This is a genomic window from Chloroflexaceae bacterium, from assembly GCA_025057155.1.
Taxonomy (GTDB): domain Bacteria; phylum Chloroflexota; class Chloroflexia; order Chloroflexales; family Chloroflexaceae; genus JACAEO01.
The window spans coordinates 260,952-279,868 of the sequence record JANWYD010000002.1 but is presented as its reverse complement, the minus strand read 5'-3'; the positions used below and the strand labels follow the sequence as shown (position 1 = coordinate 279,868).

Annotated in this window: 10 protein-coding genes; 2 read left to right on the top strand and 8 right to left on the bottom strand. The window is 62.8% G+C overall.

Annotated elements, in window-relative coordinates:
* Positions 1-151: 151 nt before the first annotated feature.
* The 4 genes from NZU74_02430 to purD all read right to left on the bottom strand — a co-directional run bounded on the left by NZU74_02430 (position 152) and on the right by purD (position 6,246).
* Positions 152-2,083, bottom strand: a complete 1,932-nt coding sequence (locus NZU74_02430) for a polysaccharide biosynthesis protein (GenBank protein MCS6880162.1) — start codon at positions 2,081-2,083, stop codon at positions 152-154.
* An 836-nt stretch (positions 2,084-2,919) separates the two neighbouring features.
* The gene (locus tag NZU74_02425) at positions 2,920-3,786 is read right to left on the bottom strand and encodes a DNA adenine methylase (GenBank protein ID MCS6880161.1); all 867 of its coding nucleotides are present in this window, start codon (positions 3,784-3,786) and stop codon (positions 2,920-2,922) included.
* 316 nt (positions 3,787-4,102) lie between these two features.
* Positions 4,103-4,762 (bottom strand): phosphoribosylglycinamide formyltransferase, encoded by a 660-nt coding sequence (purN, locus tag NZU74_02420; GenBank protein ID MCS6880160.1) that lies wholly within the window; start codon positions 4,760-4,762, stop codon positions 4,103-4,105.
* 233 nt (positions 4,763-4,995) lie between these two features.
* Complete coding sequence (gene purD / locus NZU74_02415; GenBank protein MCS6880159.1) at positions 4,996-6,246, bottom strand: phosphoribosylamine--glycine ligase; 1,251 nt, start codon at positions 6,244-6,246, stop codon at positions 4,996-4,998.
* Positions 6,247-6,400: 154 nt separating this feature from the next.
* Here purD and NZU74_02410 point away from each other — a divergent pair, with 154 nt between their 5' ends.
* The gene (locus tag NZU74_02410; protein ID MCS6880158.1) at positions 6,401-6,865 is read left to right on the top strand and encodes a GIY-YIG nuclease family protein; all 465 of its coding nucleotides are present in this window, start codon (positions 6,401-6,403) and stop codon (positions 6,863-6,865) included.
* Between the two features lie 418 nt (positions 6,866-7,283).
* The gene (topA, locus tag NZU74_02405; GenBank protein ID MCS6880157.1) at positions 7,284-9,674 is read left to right on the top strand and encodes a type I DNA topoisomerase; all 2,391 of its coding nucleotides are present in this window, start codon (positions 7,284-7,286) and stop codon (positions 9,672-9,674) included.
* Positions 9,675-9,884: 210 nt separating this feature from the next.
* On the opposite strand, the gene NZU74_02400 is transcribed toward topA, so the two are convergent.
* The 4 genes from NZU74_02400 to NZU74_02385 all read right to left on the bottom strand — a co-directional run bounded on the left by NZU74_02400 (position 9,885) and on the right by NZU74_02385 (position 18,888).
* Positions 9,885-11,975, bottom strand: a complete 2,091-nt coding sequence (locus tag NZU74_02400) for a hypothetical protein (GenBank protein MCS6880156.1) — start codon at positions 11,973-11,975, stop codon at positions 9,885-9,887.
* Positions 11,923-14,775 carry an ATP-binding protein gene (locus tag NZU74_02395; GenBank protein MCS6880155.1) on the bottom strand — a complete coding sequence of 951 codons (2,853 nt, stop codon included), beginning with the start codon at positions 14,773-14,775 and terminating at the stop codon, positions 11,923-11,925. The genes NZU74_02400 and NZU74_02395 overlap by 53 nt, the downstream gene beginning before the upstream one ends.
* Positions 14,776-15,261: 486 nt before the next feature.
* Positions 15,262-17,472 carry a GAF domain-containing protein gene (locus NZU74_02390; GenBank protein MCS6880154.1) on the bottom strand — a complete coding sequence of 737 codons (2,211 nt, stop codon included), beginning with the start codon at positions 17,470-17,472 and terminating at the stop codon, positions 15,262-15,264.
* 249 nt (positions 17,473-17,721) lie between these two features.
* Complete coding sequence (locus NZU74_02385) at positions 17,722-18,888, bottom strand: glycosyltransferase (GenBank protein MCS6880153.1); 1,167 nt, start codon at positions 18,886-18,888, stop codon at positions 17,722-17,724.
* Positions 18,889-18,917 lie beyond the last annotated feature (29 nt).

Sequence of the window (18,917 nt, the reverse complement as noted above, 5' to 3'; positions counted from 1 at the left end):
CCAGCCGTTGCCGTGCTTCGGATCAGACCTGCCTGATTATACGGGCGCTGGCGGCGCCCGTCAAATAACGCAGACCTCACAGGTTCGCAAAATCTGTGAGGTTCGCAGATCACAGGAGTGAGGGGACGCCGGGGGAGCGCCGGCTGTTCTTTCAGTCGCCAACAGCGCGAGCGATAAGAGGATGGGTGGCGGCCACGGGCTGCACGGGAGGGATGGCCTGCTCCAGACAGTGATTGGGCACCAGTTCCTGTACCGCGGCCAGCATCGCCGAACGGTCGCCGCGCAGGGTGGCTCGCTCCAGGGCGTTCACCAGCGCGTCGAGGTTCTGCGGCACCAGGCTGCTGGCATTGGCGGCGATAAAGATCTTGGCGTGGCTGGTACGCCGATACTCTTCGCCAGGCACAAACAGTTCTTCGTAGAGCTTCTCACCAGGACGCAGGCCGGTAAACACGATCTCGATATCCTCGCCCACCTGAAGACCGGAAAGCTCGATCATGTCGCGGGCCAGGTCAACAATCTTGATTGGCTCGCCCATATCCAGCGTGAAGACTTCCCCGCCCCGGCCAAGCACAGCCGCCTGCAGCACCAGTTGCACCGCTTCGGGGATGGTCATAAAGAAGCGCCGCATCTCTGGGTGGGTGACGGTGACGGGTCCGCCTGCAGCGATCTGCTTCTTGAAGGTATGCAACACCGAGCCGCGACTGCCGAGGACATTGCCAAAACGCACGGCAACGTAGGGTCGCCGGCAGCGTTTTGCCGTCTGGTGAACGAGCAACTCCGCCACCCGCTTGCTGACGCCCATAATGCTGGTGGGATTGACGGCCTTGTCGGTAGAAATCATCACCAGCCGGTCGACCTCGTAACGTTCCGCGGCGTTCAGGACGTTACGGGTGCCGAAGACGTTGTTGCTGAAGGCCTCACGGATATTGCACTCCATCAAGGGAACGTGCTTGTGGGCCGCTGCGTGAAAGACGACCTCGGGACGATGGGCGGCGAAGACCTCATCGAGGCGATCCGGCTCGCGAATATCGGCAATGACCGGGTGGATGCGGGGCCGGGGGCCATCAGCCGGCAGCGCGGCGACCCGGCGCAGCAACTCGTGATGGATTTCGAAGACGCTGTTCTCGCCATGACCGAGAACCACCAGTTCCGCCGGGTTACAGGCGAGAATCTGGCGGCAGAGTTCGCTGCCAATAGAGCCGCCGCCGCCGGTGACCAGCACCCGGCGCCCGTGGAGCAACTGGCGCACGGCAGTGGTATCAGTGGCGATTGGTTCGCGACGCAGCAGGTCCTCAATCTGCACATCGCGGATCTGGGTGAAGCTGACCCGCGAGTCGAGCAGGTCGTGGAGGCCGGGGATGATCTTGGTGCGCAGGCCGACGCTTTCACAGAGGGAAACGATAGCGCGCACCTTGCGCCCCGGAAGACCGGAGATGGCGATAATCACGGCGCTGGCCCCCGTCGCCCGGGCAATCTCAGGGATGGCCTGATGCGAGCCGAGCACCGGCACGCCGTGAATGTGCATATGGTGCTTGAGAGGATCGTCGTCCAGAAACCCGATCACCTGCAAACCAAACTCGGGATGATCGCGCAGTTGGCGCGCGAGGTGCGCGCCGGCGCCCCCTGCGCCCATGATTAACACGCGTTGCGGCACGCCCGAAGCAGAAGCGCGACGGCTCCGGAGATTGTAGAACAATCCGATTGAGAGGCGCGGCAGCGTTATCAGGCCAGCAGCAAGCACTACGAATAAGAACGGGATGGAGAAGGGCACCAGCGCGGTCCCGCTGATAGCGCGCTGAAAGGATAGGAGCGCGCCGATCAGGAGGGTGGCGATGGTCAGCGCAGCGTAAAGGGTGAGGAACTCTTGTGACGAGGCGTAGCGCCAGTAACGCGCGTAGCTGCCCGAGAGCCAGAAGAGCAGTATCGTGAGGGGCGCCACCAGAGCAACAAAGAGAAAGAAACCGGCAACAAACTGGCCGAGATCAAGCTGTTCAAGGCGCAGCACGAAGCTGGAATACGCGGCGAGGGGCAACAGCAGCAGATCAGCGCCAAGCAGGTACCGATTTCGGATAGCTGAAATCATAGAAAGCGACCCCCCTTAGTTGGCTCAATTGCGCGGCTCAGACCCGCAGGAAGGATGGTTGAACGCACCTGTCAGCGTATCCCCGCGGCAATTCAGCCGTGACGGACTGCTTACAACGGCCCGTTGAAGCACATGGCGTATGGATGAGGATTTCCGTTCTGCCGCCTGCCGGTCGCTTCTGGCGTAGAGGGTTGAGATGAGGTATACTGAGGCGACCACCAGGCACCGTTCCTTTGCTGCCCGGCATTGGAATTATCGTGCGGTGGTTACGAGCGGAATGTGCGGCAACACATTCCGCTCCGCACTTTATAGTTGCATGCTCAATCCTATACTCCTCAGGTAGTGGACAACACTACGCATACGGGTTGAATGGCGCACCTAACTCGCCTGCTCAGGAGCTCATCGGAAATGGAATGCACAGGTCCGGCGAGGCAGAAAGCCTCTCAAAGAGAAATCCATCATACAAAATCAAGACCGGCATTATTCATTAAGACACCGAGATGGATGAACAAGGATTTCGGCGGTCAACCTGGAGCCAGGTTTGAAACATGGTTTTTTACGCCGAATTACAGATCCAAGATGTGCGAGGCAAGCTTAGTATAGCAGTTATCTACGACAGTTGCAAGCAAAAAAGTGTAAGCTGCAGAGGTGAAAATAAAATCAAAAAACTACGCCCATGATCTTGCAAAGAATAAAAAATCCCATTCCAGCGCGCTGGAATGGGATCTCATCACAGGCGTCGAGCGTTATTAAAATGAATAAACTGTAATCAACGTGGGCGGCAGAGGCCTAAGACCAAGAAACCACCCTGATGAACAAGACGTCATCACCAAGTGCTACACCGACGAGGCCATTGCGGCCGGTTCGTAGCTGCAAACAATCAGTTCAGCAACGGCCCCGCGCTTCCGCCCATCGCAGTTGATCTTCCGGCTGGCTGGAACAGCGTGATGAACGGGCTGCCCGGCGTAGAGGGAACAGGCAAGCTCGGTATAAGAATTGCTCAGCATGACGAAGCAACCCCGTGCGGCCAGAGCGAGAAACACGTCGGCCAGGCGACGCTGCTCGGCTTCAGAAAAGCCTTCGTGGGTGTAGGCGGTGAAGGAGGCGGTGGTGCTGAGGGGAACGTAGGGCGGATCAAAGTAGACAAAGTCGCCTGGCTGAGCGCGCTGCAGCACGGCGCTGAAGTCGCTTACGAAGAGATCTACATGCTGCAGGGCGCGACTTGCTTCACGCATATTGTCGGGATCGACAATCAGCGGGTTGCGGTAATCGCCAAAGGGGGCATTGAACTGGCCGCGGTTGTTAAGCCGGTACAATCCATTATAACAGGTGCGGTTCAGGAAAATCGTGCGCGCGGCCCGCTCTACGCGCGGCCGCTGCTGGAAGTCAGGGCGCCGGTCCCATCCGCGGATCTCGTAAAAGAACTCTCGATCACTAAAATGAGGGCGCAACTTGAGCAAAAGCTCGATCAGATCTTCAACCTCGTCGCGCACGGCCTCGTAACAGGCGATCAACTCGGGGTTGGAGTCGCTCAGCACCGCCGAATGGCGCAGCCGGCCACTGTTCCACAGGTGAAAGAAGAGCGCCCCGCCGCCGACAAACGGTTCATGGTAGCGCTGGAACTGCGCGGGCAAACGCAGGGTCAACTCCGGTAAGAGCTGGCCCTTTCCGCCAGCCCACTTCAAGAATGGACGCGCAGGCACCGTAAGCTCCCCGTGCCCCGGGCCGGCATACCATCACGCCAGCCTGAGCAACAAGCGATACTGAAGCAGGATTATAGCATATGACGCTCGCCTATCGGTCACGCCAGGAAAGCGCCACGGAGAGGCTAACCGAACATGCAGCGCATCCCGTAGTTCTCTGAGAGGGCCTTGCTCTTCCGGTCCCTACCGAAGGTTTTATACTAGCAGGCGCTCGCGCCGGCGCCAGTTGCCGGAGGGGCGCAGGGAGTGCGACTGGGGCCTGACGACCCTCATCAGCGGCAGGAGCGTGCGGAAACCCGCGTTTCCCACGTGTGGGCTACATCGGTTGTCGCAAACCGACGTGTTCCAGGGCCAGGCTGCGCACCACCGCGACGATCAGGCGATGTTCTTCGACCTTGATGCGTTCGTGAAGCGTTTCGGGGGTGTCGCCAGGCAGCACCGGCACCTCGGCGCGCGCCAGGACCGGGCCGTCGTCCACCCGCGGGGTAACGCGGTGGATGGTGCAGCCGGTGATAGGCAGACCCCGTTCCAGGGCCTCGGCAACTACGTGGGCGCCCCGTAGCGCGGGGATGACCAGCCCCGTGCTGGTCACGTAGGTGTCGCCGCCGTCATCGGGGAGCAGGGCGGGGTGCTGGTTGATCACCCGGTTGGGAAAGCGATCCAGGAAGGCGGGGGAGAGAATGCGCATGAAACCTGCAAGCACCACCAGGTCAGGCGCGAAGGCCGCCACCACGTCGGCGAGGCGTCGTTCCCACGCCGTGCGCACGGCGGCGCGATCAGCGCCTCGGGGCGTGGCGGGCAGCGGCACGTACGCAGCGGCAACCCGGCGGGCCAGGGCGCGCTGCAGGCCGAAGGCGTCGGCGCGATCGCTGACGACAAGCACTACCTCGGCTTCAAGCGCCCCGGCGGCCTCGGCATCTAGCAATGCCTGGAGATTGGAGCCGGAGCCGCTCAGCAGCACGGCAACCCGATACATTGTTGCACCTTGCCCGATGGGGACTTCAGAACCTGTATGTATTCCGATCACCGCAGAACACGCAGAGGAGCGTAGAGTTTTTTGACGCCCTTCACGTCTCTCCGCGCCATCTACGGTGTGAACGTGTTCGGCAGATGTAAACACTATCGAGAATCTGTTAGTCTAACAAGCTGGCGGTGATCGATGGTTGGTGAGGACTTCGCCGTTACACGCCCCGACCAGAACAGCCCCCCTCACCCGCTCTCCTTGCCAATGTCTCTGCGGAAATATTTGCCTTCAAAGGCCACCCGCTCGGCGACCTCGTAAGCGCGCGCTCGCGCCCGCGCCAGAGTTGCGCCGAGTCCGGTGACGCCGATGACGCGCCCTCCGGCGGTGCAAAGGCCGGCAGGGCCGATGGCCGTGCCTGCGTGGAAGATCAGCACCTGATCGTCATCTATGGCTTCGACCCCGCGGATCGGGTCGCCCACGCGGGGCTTGCCCGGGTAGCCCTGGGCGCAGAGCACCACGCAGACGGCATAGCCCTTGCGCTTGCGGAGCTTCTCGGGATGGAGCTGGCCCACGGCGCAGTCATAGAAGACTTCCAGCACATCGCCTTCGAGCAGAGGCAGGATCGCCTGCGCTTCCGGGTCGCCAAAACGGGCGTTGAACTCCAGGATCTTCGGTCCGTCACGGGTCAGGATGACTCCGGCGTAGAGCAGCCCCCGAAAGGGCGTGCCACGAGCGGCCAGTTCATCCACCACCGGTTGCATGCAGGTGGTGACAATCCGGTCAAGCATGGCGGGGGTCACCTCATCCACTGGAGCGATCACGCCCATGCCGCCGGTGTTGGGGCCGGTGTCGCCCTCGCCAAACCGCTTGTGGTCGCGAGCGGTGGGTAACACCAGGAGGTGTTCGCCATCGCAAAGGGCGTGGACCGAGAGTTCGCGCCCTTCGAGCCGTTCTTCGAGCAGCAGGCGTCTGCCGGCGCGGGTAGCGGAGAGACGCGCGATCGCCGCAATGGCGCCTTCAACATCGTCGGGCACCACCACACCTTTGCCAAGCGCCAGGCCATCGGCCTTCACCACCCAGGGCTTCCCGCTCTGTTGCACAAAGGCTGTAGCCTCGACTGGAGAGTCGAAGATCATCGCCTGCGCCGTCGGTACGCCTCTGGCCGCCATAATCTCCTTGGCAAACGATTTACTGCTTTCAATGCGCGCCGCTGCCGCGGTCGGCCCAAAAGCGGGGATGCCTGCCGCCTTGAAGGCGTCAACGATACCGTCCGCGAGGGGATTATCCGGGCCGACGACTACCAAATCAATCGCTTCACGCTGCGCTAGATCCACAATCGCGTCAAAATCGCTCAGGGGAAAGGGGACGTTCTGGCCGTACTGCCCGGTGCCGGTGTTGCCGGGGACGCTGAGGAGCCGGGTAAAATGGGGGGACTGGGCCATTTTCCATGCGAGGGCGTGCTCGCGGCCGCCAGAGCCGATCAGCAGAACGTTCATAGTGCTGTCGCAAAAGGTTGGAGATATGCCGCCGGGAAAAGTATAACACACTCGGCTAACCTTCCCTGCTTCATCCTTGACCAGATCGGCTGGCCAGGTTACTCTTGTCGCCGGGACTGGTTCAGTGCGATGGCCCCCCCTGACATGGATTGCTGTGAAGGGCACATACATTCTGGTGTTGCAACTGGATCGCCCAGCGCCCGGCTTGCGGATCGGCAAACTGGGTGTGTTTGACTTCGCCCCCGGGTTGTACCTGTACGTAGGCAGCGCCTTCGGCGCTGGCGGGCTGGCAGGGCGTCTGGCCCATCACCGGCGCATCGAGAAACCTCGCCCCCACTGGCACATTGATTATCTACGCCCCGTGGCGCGCCTGCGCGAAGCCTGGACGGTGGGCGGCCCTGAGCGTTTTGAATGTCGCTGGTGCCGCGCCCTGGCCGCCATGCCGGCGTTGAGCATACCAGCGCCAGGCTTTGGCGCGCGCGATAGCGGTTGCCGTTCCCACCTCTTTTATTCGCCTCACCTCCTCCGCTGCCAGGTGCTGACTTCCATTATCCTGGAGCCGGCCCTTCAGGAGCAGAGGTTCCATCTGCGGATCGAGGTCCATGCCTTTGATGAGTGACGGCAGACCCGGGCGGCCCTGCCACCGATGTCCAGGTGAAGGGAAACCGAGACTCCATCGACAACTACCGGGCGTATGCCCTGGGTGCAACCCTGAGGGTGGCGCCCACCTGGGTTCCCCAAGAACCCGGTCAGAAGGAAACCAGATGCCCCCTTCGCCCCCCCATGGCTATTGACAAGGAAGAGTCGCCCGCGTATAGTGCAAAAGCATTGCAACACACCTGGCGCGGCCGGCAGCCGCTACCGGGTGGCAGGCTCCGGGAGGGCAATGCCTTTCCAGGGCGAGTATTTGCTTTTTCTAGAGGTGTCGAGGCAAGAAGGTAGTTGCCCCGGCGCCTCGCAGGTGCCAGACACCGCTGTTCGCAAGAGATGAGTGGGCCGAGGAGCGCAAACCTTCCTCTGCCCGTAAGCAAAAACGTATGGGAGACAAAGTCGTTATTGTTGAGTCGCCGGCAAAAGCGAAGACCATCCAGAAGTATCTTGGCCGCGGGTTTCGCGTGACCTCCAGTATGGGGCACGTGCGCGATCTGCCCAAGAATGAACTTTCGATTGATATTGAGCACGACTTTCAGCCAGTCTACGAGATTACCAAGGCCAAGGTGGTCAGTGAACTGCGGCAGGCAATCAAGAACGCCGACGCGGTCTATCTGGCGACCGACCCGGATCGCGAAGGTGAGGCCATTGCCTGGCACATCACCGAGGCGGTGAAGGTTCCGCCACGCACCCCCGTACACCGGGTGGTGTTCCAGGAGATTACCCGCAATGCCGTAGAGCAGGCGATTGCCAATCCTCGCAGCATTGACAAGAACCTGGTAGACGCGCAGCAGGCTCGCCGGGTGCTTGACCGGCTGGTGGGCTACCAGCTCAGCCCGTTGTTGTGGGACAAAGTCAAACGCGGGCTGTCGGCCGGCCGCGTGCAGTCGGTGGCGGTGCGCCTGATCGTTGAACGCGAACGAGAAATTGAGGCGTTCGTTCCGGTCGAGTACTGGAGCATCGAGGCCGATCTGCTCAAGAGCGAGGCCTCCGAATCTCCTGCGCGCGACATGTTCCGCGCTGCCCTGGTAGAGCGCGATGGCAAGCGCCTGGAGAAGTTCGCGATACAGAACGAGGAGCAGGCCCGCGCAATTGTGGCCGACCTGGAGGGCGCGCGCTACACAGTGCGCAAGGTTACGCGCAAAGACAAGCGTCGCAGTCCGGCGCCGCCCTTCATCACCAGCACGCTCCAGCAGGAGGCCGGACGCAAGCTGGGCTTCAGCGCCAAGAAGACGATGACCCTGGCGCAGCGGCTCTACGAGGGCGTAGACGTGGGTGACGACGAGGGACCGGTCGGCCTGATCACGTACATGCGCACCGATAGCACCAACGTGGCCGCCGAGGCCCAGGCCGAGGCGCGCCGGGTGATCGCCGCGCGCTATGGTGCGGCCTACTTGCCCGAGAAGCCGCCCATCTACCGCTCCAGGGCCAAAGGCGCCCAGGAAGCCCATGAGGCCATTCGCCCGACCAGTTGCGCCCGCTTCCCCGAAACGCTGAGCAATCGCCTGGATCGCGACCTGGCACGTCTCTACGAATTGATCTGGAAGCGCTTCGTCGCCTCGCAAATGGCGCCCGCAGTGTTCGACAGCACCATAGTCGATATTGACGCCTGGACCGTTGGCAGCCAGGCAGCCGCCAGCGCGCCCTACCTCTTCCGCGCTACCGGCAGCGTCCTGAAGTTCCCCGGTTTTCTCGCTATTTATAACGTCAGTCTTGACGAGGGTGAGGAAGACGAAGATAGCGAGCGTCGTCTGCCGCCCCTGGCCGAGGGCGAGCGCCTCACGCTGGTGCAACTGCTGCCCGTTCAGCACTTTACCGAACCGCCGCCTCGCTTTACGGAGGCCAGTCTGGTCAAGGAACTGGAGGCCCTGGGCATTGGCCGCCCTTCCACCTACGCCTCAATCATCTCGACGATCCAGGAGCGCGAGTACGTCGAACTGGTGGAGAAGAAGCTCGTTCCCACCACCCTGGGGCGAGTGGTGACCGACTTGCTGGTCGAGCATTTCCCGAAGATTGTGGATTACGACTTCACCTCGGCCCTCGAACAGCAACTTGATGACATCGCCGAGGGATCGAAGCAGTGGGTGCCGGTGTTGCGGGCTTTCTACGATCCCTTCCAGCAAACCCTCGACGAGGCCCGCCGTGAGATGCGCAACCTCAAACGGGAAGAGATTGTCACCGACCTGCTGTGCCCGAAGTGCGGCCAGGGCTTCCTGGCGATCAAGTTCGGACGCAATGGCGAGTTTCTGGCCTGCACTCGTTATAGCAAAGAGGGCGGCCCAGAATCGTGTGATTTTACCAGTGACTTCCATCGCGATAGCGAAGGCAAGATCGTTATTGATAAAGCCTCCGCTCCTGAGACCAGCGACGTCATCTGCAACGTCTGCGGGCGGCCCATGGTAATCAAGAAGAGTCGCTTTGGCCCTTTCCTGGGCTGCTCGGGCTACCCGGAGTGCAACAATACGCGGCGGATCGGCAAGGACGGCAAGCCGGCGCCGCTTCCTGAGCCGACCGGCGTGCCCTGTCCGAAGTGTCACGAGGGCGAGTTGCTGCGGCGTCGCGGCAAGTTCGGGCGACCGTTCTTCGGCTGCTCGCGCTATCCGAAGTGCGACTATCTGACCAACAGCCTGGAGGAACTGGCCCCGGCGGCCGAGACCGCCGCGGCTGCGCCCGCAGTGGTCGAGGGCGGCAAAAAAGCGGCCCGCAAGGACGCGACCGAAGCCGAGGTCGCCCCCTCGCCAGCGCCCAGAAAACGCGCTCCTCGCAAGAGCGCGTGAGGCGCTCCGGCGTAAGTACAGACTCCGCCTGGGAGGGTCCGGGAGAGCTGCGCTCTCCCGGACCCTGTCCTGTCATTCCTGCTGCCGCGCGGCGCAACCGCGCAGATGCCTGAGGTGAACACCGGCTCCGCATGGGAGCGTCTGGGAGGACATAGCCGTCCCGGGAACGAAGACCTGCTCTTTTGCTGTACAGAGCAACCGTACAGACGTCTAGCGCCAGCGGAACAGCGCCAGAACGATAGTCGCAATCAGCACGTAGGGCGCCAGCGCACCGCCGCCAAAGCTCCGGGCCGTCACCGTGGGGGCGGCGCTGTCGGCGGGCGGCGCCGGATACGGCCCTACCGCCTCGGTGGGACGCGGCAACTCCGGAACCTCAACGGTTCCAGGGGGTCCAGGTGGAATAGACGTCGGGGCCTGTGAGGGGACCTCGGTGGCGGGCGGCGCAGTCGTTGGCCCGACCGTGCCACGCTCCTCCGTCGGAGACGGCGCCGTTGTCGGCCCGACCGTGCCGGTCTCCGTTGTGGCGGGCGGCGCCGTTGGCGGCTCGACCGTGCCGGTCTCCGTCGCGGCGGGCGGGGTTAGCGCCGGAGTGCCGCTGGCTGGGGGCGCCGGCGGCGCCGTTGGCGGGGCGGTGGGAGAGGGCGGCTCTGTCGGCGCGGCGGTAGGAGAGGGCAGAGCGCTGGTTGCGGTTGCGGTCGGCGCGAGAGTTGCCGTCGCCGATGGCGTGGCCGACGGCGGCGTTACGCTGGTCGTTGCAGTAGGTAGCGTCAATTCCTCGGCCCGTTTGACCCCCGCTCCGCTCAATGACATCGCAGTAGGGGTAATGGGGTCGCAAGGACCTATCCGAACCGGGGCGTCGTTCGTAACCGGCGGATAGGCCGTGCCGTTGACCGTCACCTGGTAGCTCGGATTAGGAACGGTGCGGCATTGGGGCGGATCGCCGAGTGGCAGAATGATATACACGGTAATTGTAATGCTTCCGCCCGGAGGCAGGGCGCCGTTCCAGGTGAGCGTCTGGGCGCTGGCGTTGTACACGACGGTAGCAGGGTTGACCACAGGTGTGCCGAAGGTGTCAGCCGGCAATCTATCCACGAATTCCACTGCTACCGTCTGACCTGACCGATTCGTGATGACAATGATCCAGGTTAATCCATCGTAATCGGGCAGCGGTTCATTGGGTCGCGCCTGCGCACCCGATTTGCTGACCGTCACCAGATTATCCGGCGTCGAGGTCGGCGTGCTGGTCGGGGTCGGCGTATTGGTGGCCGTCGGCGTGCTGGTCGGGGTCGGCGTATTGGTGGCCGTCGGCGGCACGGGCGTGTTCGTCGCCGTCGGCGGCGCCGGCGTGTTCGTCGCCGTCGGCGGCACGGGCGTGTTTGTCGCCGTCGGCGGCGCCGGCGTCGCCGTGGAGGTGCTGGTAGCGGTAGGCGGCACGGGGGTGGCCGTGCGCGTGCTCGTCGCCGTCGGCGGCGCCGGCGTACTCGTCGCCGTCGGCGGCGCCGGCACTGGGGTGAGCCCAATGATAGCCGTCGCCGACGGCGTGGGCGTGTTCGGGCGAGGAGTGCTGGTTCGCGTAGGCGCCGGGGTCGTGGTGGGCAGGTTGGTCGCCGGGGGTACGGATGGCGCTATCACTGGCGGCAGGGTGGCGGTCGGCGTGGATGGCGCCGGAACAGGCGTGGCAGTGGCAGTTGGCTGAATAATGATGACCACCAGCGTCGGTGTGGGGCTGGGAGCGCGCTCACCGCCGGGCGTGCTGCTGGGCGTGGTGGTAGGTGTACCGGTCACCGTTGCGCCCGTATCAGGCGTGGCGGTTACGCCCGGAATAATCACCAGCGTTGTTGGGGAGGGCGAGGGTGAGGCGCCTCCGGCAACGGCGGTGACAGAGGGGGGCGAAGTAACAGTGGGACGCGGCGTTGGCGGGACGGTCGGCGTCGGAGTGGGAGGAACGATGGAAGCCACCGGAGGGTCAACCTCAACCAGGGGAACAATCGTAACGGCCGCCGAGATGCCAACGGGCGTCTGAGCGCGGCGAGCCACTTCAGTGGCTTGCAGGTCCCTAATCGCAGGATCAACTGCTGCGAAGCTAACGCCTGACGGAAAAGGGCGGTAGAAGCCGAACCCCGACGTCGCCCCCACGTCCTTGAAAGGATCGTGATCAGGCATAATCAAGCGCAGGGCCACTTCAGCAATGCAGCCTATCGGCAGCAAGGCCAGCAAAAGGGCGAGCAGCACGAGTCCAGCAAGGCTGTCAGGGCGACGACGTTGACTCGTTGGATTGGGCAACGGCGAGGGTTTGTTCATTGGCCTGCTGCAAGGTGACGCTGAAGGTGCTACCACGTCCAGGCGCGCTGTCGACACGCACCGTACCGCCCTGACGCTCGATCAACTGCCGTGTAATCGCTAGTCCGAGGCCGCCGCCTCGCTGGCTCGAACTATTGCCCTCAATACGCTGAAAGCGCGAGAACAGCCGGGGCAACATCGCCGTCGGTATGCCCTGGCCAGTATCAATGACATCAATCTGCACCTGCCCGTGGAGCGGAAAGGCTCTGATGGTCACGCCGCCCGCATCGGTGTAACGACGAGCGTTGTCGAGCAGGTAACCGAGCGCGCGCTGGAGCTGCTCACGATCAGCGAGCACAGGAGGCAGATCAGGCGGGATCTCCACCGTAACGCTGAGATGTTTGGCCTCGAAAGCTGGGAGCAGTGGCGCCAGAGCGCGGTTAAGCACACTATCGAGATCCAGGGGCTGGAGATCGGTGCGCAGCCGCCCGGACTCGATATCGGCAATCAAAATGGCGTTATTGACCATATCGGTCATATCCATTGCCCGCAGGCGCACCTGTTCGAGCAGTTCGGCCTGTTCAGGCGTGGGCGGTTCGCCGCCGGTACCGCGCAGGAGCAACTCGGTAAAGCCACGGATCACCGTCAGCGGGGTGCGCAGTTCATGAGAGATGGTCGCAATGAAATCAGTCTTGGCCTTATCAATTGCCACGGCCTCGGTAACATCGTGCAGCACGATGACCTCGCCAGCGATGCACCCTTCGTCGGCGAGCAGCGGCGAGCGGGTGAGCGTCAGAAAGCGGCGGCCCAGGCGGAACTGAGGGTCGCTGCGACCAAACACTTCACGCGACTGCGGCGCCGGTTCGAGGGGCAAGTCATCGAAGCGCGGGCGCGTCTCGCGCCAGTCGGTCAGGCCCAGCATTTCTTCGGCAGCGCGATTCAGTTGAATGATCCGCCCCAGTTCATCGCAGACGACCACACCGTCGCCGATCGAGGCCAGAATGGCCTGGCGTTGTTTGGCATCCTGCTGTACCTGATTGTAGAGCAACGCATTAGCGAGCACGGCGCTGGCCATGTTTGCCACCACCGCCAGGTGTTGCCGGGTCGACTCATCGAAAGCCTCAGGCTCGGCGTGAACCATCAGCAGCGCTCCGGCGAGCTGGCGTTGCCGGAAAATCGGCATCCAGCAGGCCGTTTGCAACCCGGCGTGGGCCAGGCCAGTTGCCTGAGCGACTTCGGAATCGACGGGCAGCAGGCGCACTTCTTGGGTCTCGAAGTTGCTCAATGCCGCAACACTGGAAGGTGGAATTAACTGACGGGAGAGGGCGCGCAGGTTATCCGGCGCCGCGGGGCGAGCGCGATAGCCAAACCCCTCACGCGTTGCCAGCAGGGCGATGGCTTCCGTGCCTGGCACGAACGCGTCAGCCGCCTCTGAGGCGACCGTCAGCACCTGGTCAATATCAATGGTGCGGTTCAGTTCACGGCTGGTCACATACAAGCGCAGCAGGTGCTCGGTCATCTGGTTAAAGGCCAGGGCCAGCCTGCCAAGCTCATTTGGTTCCGTGACCGTACTGCGCCGCTCCAGATCGCCCGCGGTGACCGCCTCCGCCGTCTCAACCAGGTTGTGCAGGGGGCGGGTAATGCGACGCGCCACCACCACGCCAACGATCACTGTGGCCAGCGCGAGCGCGGCGGTAATGCCAAGCACGGCGGAACGGCTCGAAGACCAGGCGCTCACCACGAAATCGGTGGAAAGGCCAACGGAGAAGTAGCCCGACTGCACCCCGCGAATCATCAACGGCGCGTAGAGTTGTTGAAACTCCCGTCCGGCCACCATGGACACGGTATTAACGGAGCAAGCGGGCGGGCGAACCGTCTCGACCGGCGAGACCAGGCGCCCCGAGAGCATGCCGATATCGAGACAGGGGTCCTCCATCTCGGAGGCGCTTGCAGGACGCGCTCTTTCCGCGCCCGCGCCAGGGGCATTCAGAGCACGCAGCTGGTTCAGCAGCCGCTCGCTCATATCAAGCGAGGCGAGATCCACGCCAGCGACGGTTGTAGCATAGGCGATGCCTCTGACGTCATAAATCGTGCTGATGGCAGACTGGCTGCGCTGCTGCAAATCGGCAAGGAGGGCATCAATGCGCTGGGCGACGAGCAATCCACCAACCAGCAGTTCGTTCTCTCCAGTGCGGCTACTTACATACACCGGCGCAACTGTAAAGAAGTGTAGATGATCCTTCCCTTCCCCGTCGCGGAAAGAGACCAGACCGCTGAACTTATCACCGAGTTCATCGGTGCCGGGTATAGGCGTGCTCTCGCCGCGCAGCACACTCTCGACCAGCGGGATGCCAGCCAGATTAGTGCCTAGATAACGGATAGGGGCGCCGCTATCATCGGGACCGCGTTCCCAATCCACCAGGGCCAGACCCTGGGGATCAAAGACAATCAAGCGATCCGGCTTGACATTGTCATTCACCTGAGCGAGCTGCCACAACCCCTCAAGGGTCTGTTCGAGGCCCCTGACGTTGCGGTCACGCATGGCCTGTGGGACAGCGGGAGCACCGGTCTCAGCATTCGGCGCGGTGAAGATAATCTGGGAGAGGAAGGTAAGATTGCCGATCTCGCGCTGGGCGAAGGACTCAGAGAAGTTGCGCGCCACCTGACCGAGTTGATTATTGAAGCGTTCCTGCCAGCTATCGGCCACCAGGGTAATGGCGATAAACGAGCCGACAAGCATCACCAGGATCATCAGCGCCAGGTACGGACCGATGACGGTGTACTTGAGTTGCGAGCGGTAGGTATTGAGAAACTGCCGCATCGTCGTGACTCGTGTGAAAGCCTGGCGTGACCAGTCGTACAAGATGCAGCGCAGCTACGCCCATCAGGAGCGAACCGCTTGAAGATTAAGAAGGCAAGACCCGACTCTTAGAGAAACTTTCTTATTGACTTCACAGCATTGTACAGCAGCATTCAATGCCTTCCCGCGACAGGACTCAGAAGGGCTTCTGCATTTTTTACACTATGTAGCAATCTCGAAGGACGGTTTTATTATAAAACATTGGTGACTAGACAATCACACATCGTGTATGACATTTTTTTAAGACGCCACGGTGCACATCATCTGGCCACAACAGGGCAGCATTGTCAGCGAGCGGCATATTGCTATGACCGGCTTCGCGTCCCGACATTCCAGCTTGCCGATTGCTCCGGGCGTTCACCTGTCTGGGAGAGGCAATCAATGAACCCGTCAAGCGACTTTGAAACATACTGTCCCAGCCGGCCAGGCCACGACGCCTGGATGGCATTAAGGCGAACCGCTGGCATCATCTGGCAAGGGATCAAGCGTCAGCGGCAATGCCAGAGCGAAGGTGCTGCCCTGGCCCTCAATGCTTTCCAGCCAGATCCGACCGCCGTGCGACTCGACCGCCAGTTTACAGAAGGTCAACCCCAGGCCGGTACCCTGGGTTTTGCGCCCGCTATGGGCCTGGCCGAACTTCTCGAAGATGCGTTCGTGGTACTGAGCGGGAATGCCCGGACCTTCGTCGCGCACCCAGAAGACGAGCCAGTCGCCAGGGGCGAGGGCCGGCATACTAACGGGCAGTTCGGCCTCCACCTGGCCCTCGGCGCCGACCCGCGCTAGCGCCGCTCCCAGGATAACCGTACCACCGGTCGGCGAAAACTTGATCGCGTTATCAAGCAAGTTCTGCAGCACGCGCACGATTGTATCGCGATCAGCCTCGACTGGCGGCAACTCCGCGGCCAGTTCCTGTGCCAGATTGACCCTCTGCCCCTGCGCGGAGACCTTGAGGCGATCCAGCGTCTGGTCCACCAGTTCGTAGGGCGAGAGCGGTTGCCGGTCAAGTTGTATGCGGCCCTGTTCCATCCTGGCGATATCCAGGAGGGTGTTGACCATCTCCAGCATCGTCTGGCTGCCCTGATAGGCGATGCCGAGCAACTCCTGTTGTTGCGGAGTAACCGGACCGCCCAGGCCGCGGCGGACCATCGAGATGCCGTTCATAATCGAGGTCAGGGGCGCGCGCAGATCGTGGACCAGCATGCCGGTATAATCCTCGCGCAGTTGGGCGAGTTCGCGCTCCTTCGAGATATCCTGAAACAGTGCCAGGCGACCGATTACGGCGCCGCTGGTCTCGTGGACCGGCAGTGTGTAATGGCGGATGAAGCGCCGGGGCGGGCCGCTGAACTCCAGTTCGACGACCGCCTCGGCACGGTCGCCGTCATTCAGCCACGATGGGCGTTCCACCGCCGTAGCCCGAGCGTTCAGTTCGGCCAGCACGGTGTCAAGAGGGCGGCCGATGAGGGCCTCGCGGCGGGTTTGCAGCAGCCGGGCCGCGGTAGGGTTAGCGGTCACAATTAAACCGCGCATATCGGCCATCAGGATGCCATCATTGGTGGAATTAAGAATCGCCTCGAAGCGGTCGCGAACGGTCGTCACTGTCTGGAAGAGTCGCGCGTTTTCGATTGCCACGCCGATCGTGGCCGCCATACGCGCCAGACGCTGAGCTTCCTCTTCGGTGAACAGCCCTTCAATCTTGTTGAGCAATTCGATGACGCCGATGGTGCGTCCCTTAACCACTATCGGCACACAGAGGATGTTCCGCACCGCAAAGCCGACCGAGTCGCTCACATTCCGCAGGAACCGCGGGTCACTGGCGACATCGTGGACGATCTCATAGCGCTGCGACTCAGCCACGCTCCAGACGATCCCCTGACCGCGGGGGATGCGCACGCCGAACAACTTCTCCTCGCCGGCCTCCAGGGTCATCACAAAGACAAGTTCATCCGTCTCTTCATCGAGCATGAGGAGCGAGCCGGCCTCCACGCGAAAATACTCGTTGAGCTTTTCCATCACCAGATGGTAGACCTCACGCGTATTAAGCGACGAAGCGACGGCGGCGGCGATATCATTCAGGGTTTCCAGTTCGGCGGTGCGGCGCTGCGCCTTCTCGGTAATGCGAAAGGCGGTGATTGCGGCGGCTATCTGCCCGGCCAGCAAGCGCACGTAGCCGATCTCGTCGTCGGAGAAATGGCGCGGCGCCTCCGCACTGGCAAAGATCAGCACCCCGATGCAGGCATCCTGGGCCACTAACGGGAGCAGCAGCAGTGATCGAATGCGCCCCGCACTGATCAGTGCGGCAACCCCGGAGAGGTTGGGATTGGTGACGAGCTGGGTGAGTTCGGCGACATCGCTAATCTGCATCGGTTGCCGGTTAAGGACCACCTGGCGCATCACAGTGGTTTCGGCGAGGGGGAAAGGCGGCGGCAGGCGCACCTGGGGCGGATAGGTATTGACGAGTTGGGCCAGGCGACCATCCTCGCTCAGGAGCACCACGCCGCTATTGTGCAGACTGAAGAGGTGCGCGAACTCGTTGAGACTGAGGAAGAGCAGTTCGTCAAGACTGGTAGCCGTTTCTATCGCCCCGGCGATGCGCAGCAGAGCTCCATTACGCAATTCGAGCAGGGACTGATCGGTTATCCGGTGCTCGTGATCGGTCATGCGCTTGCTTTCGTGTGAGCGGCGGTCGTAGAAGCAGGACACCCGCGAGCGTCAGCGGCTTTCCGAACACTTATGGCTCTGACGGCCTGGCACCGCACAGGACAACGCAAAGCTACGCCTGGAACGGCGCTGATATTCATCGTATTATAACGACACTCGCCTGCAAGAGCAAACAGAGCGCCGGGGTGCATGTGCAGATCTCCTGCAGAGGGCGCAGAGGATGCGCCTTTTGAAACCCTTTGCGCCCGGTTAGCCAACACGCGAACACTCCTCATAGAGCGCCTCGTGCTGGACGGCGATGGCGCTCCAGGAGAAGCGAGCAGCGAGCGCGCGACCGGCGGCGGCAAGCCGTGCGCGGGCGGCGGCATCGGCGGCCAGGGCTGCCATTGCCGCAGCAAGGGCAGCCGGGTCGTCTGGCGGGGCCAGAAGCGCCGCCGGACGCAGAGCCTCCAGGGTGGCCGCATCGGCGGGTGTGGTGCTGACCACCGGGCAGCCATGGGCCAGGGCGGCGAGCAGGCTCCCCCGACGAAATGAGGCTCCATCGCGGAAGGGCAAGACAACCAGATCGGCGGCCAGCAACCACGCCGAGACCTCTTCGTCTGGCAGGTGGCCGGTCTCCGTTACGCGGGAGGCCAGCCCCAGACGCGCTGCCAGGGCGCGCACCGCCTCGGCGTGGGCCACGTCCTGGGGTGCAGTGGCGGCGCCGCCGATGATAATCAGTCGCCAGAAGGGATCAAGGCGGGCCAGGGCCTCGAGGAGAACGTCGGCGCCTTTGCTGGGGGCCAGCAACCCGAAGTAGGCGACCAGCCGATCGGCGGCTCCGAGACCCAGTCGCGCTCGCCAGGCAGCCCGCTCGAAGCCCTCTGGCGGCGCAACAGGGATGTTCGAGCCGATGGGGATCATCCGGGACTCCACCCCCGCCTCTCTGAGGAGCGCCGCGTCGGCCGCCGTAGTCGTAATTGCCACATCGGCGTCGCGGGCCAGGCGCCAGTTGACCCAGCGACGCAGCGGCCCGGCTTTGGGGAAGAGATAGGGCGCCAGCAGATCGTGAAACGTGACGGCGATCCGTGGGCGCCCGGGCAGGGCGCGCAGGCGCCACGGCAACAGATTGATACCCGGACGCATGGCATAGGCCCCGGTTTGATACTGGATGTGCAGCCAATGGGGCCGCAGGTGATCGAGCACGCCAATCAGGGCCGGCCAGCACCGCGGCGACCAGTCGAGATCAGTAGAGGAGCGCCAGGGCAGGGGCGCCGTCAGGTCACCATTGCGATACGCGCGCAGGCGCCGATCCTGAATGGTCAGCACTGTAACGACATGACCGCGCTGGACCAGAGACCCGGCCAGACGGCGGGTATAGTCGCCGACGCCGCCAGGTTGGGGCGGGTATTCGCCACTCACAAGGGCGATGCGCATTCGAGATGGATCGTCAACGGCAGAGCCTT

What these genes read in the sequence shown, in the direction of transcription:
- topA (MCS6880157.1), top strand. Translation starts at nt 7,284, where the DNA reads ATGGGAGACAAAGTCGTTATTGTTGAGTCGCCGGCAAAAGCGAAGACC.
- NZU74_02385 (MCS6880153.1), bottom strand. Translation starts at nt 18,888, where the DNA reads ATGCGCATCGCCCTTGTGAGTGGCGAATACCCGCCCCAACCTGGCGGC.
- NZU74_02400 (MCS6880156.1), bottom strand. Translation starts at nt 11,975, where the DNA reads ATGAACAAACCCTCGCCGTTGCCCAATCCAACGAGTCAACGTCGTCGC.
- NZU74_02390 (MCS6880154.1), bottom strand. Translation starts at nt 17,472, where the DNA reads ATGACCGATCACGAGCACCGGATAACCGATCAGTCCCTGCTCGAATTG.
- NZU74_02395 (MCS6880155.1), bottom strand. Translation starts at nt 14,775, where the DNA reads ATGCGGCAGTTTCTCAATACCTACCGCTCGCAACTCAAGTACACCGTC.
- NZU74_02430 (MCS6880162.1), bottom strand. Translation starts at nt 2,083, where the DNA reads ATGATTTCAGCTATCCGAAATCGGTACCTGCTTGGCGCTGATCTGCTG.
- purD (MCS6880159.1), bottom strand. Translation starts at nt 6,246, where the DNA reads ATGAACGTTCTGCTGATCGGCTCTGGCGGCCGCGAGCACGCCCTCGCA.
- purN (MCS6880160.1), bottom strand. Translation starts at nt 4,762, where the DNA reads ATGTATCGGGTTGCCGTGCTGCTGAGCGGCTCCGGCTCCAATCTCCAG.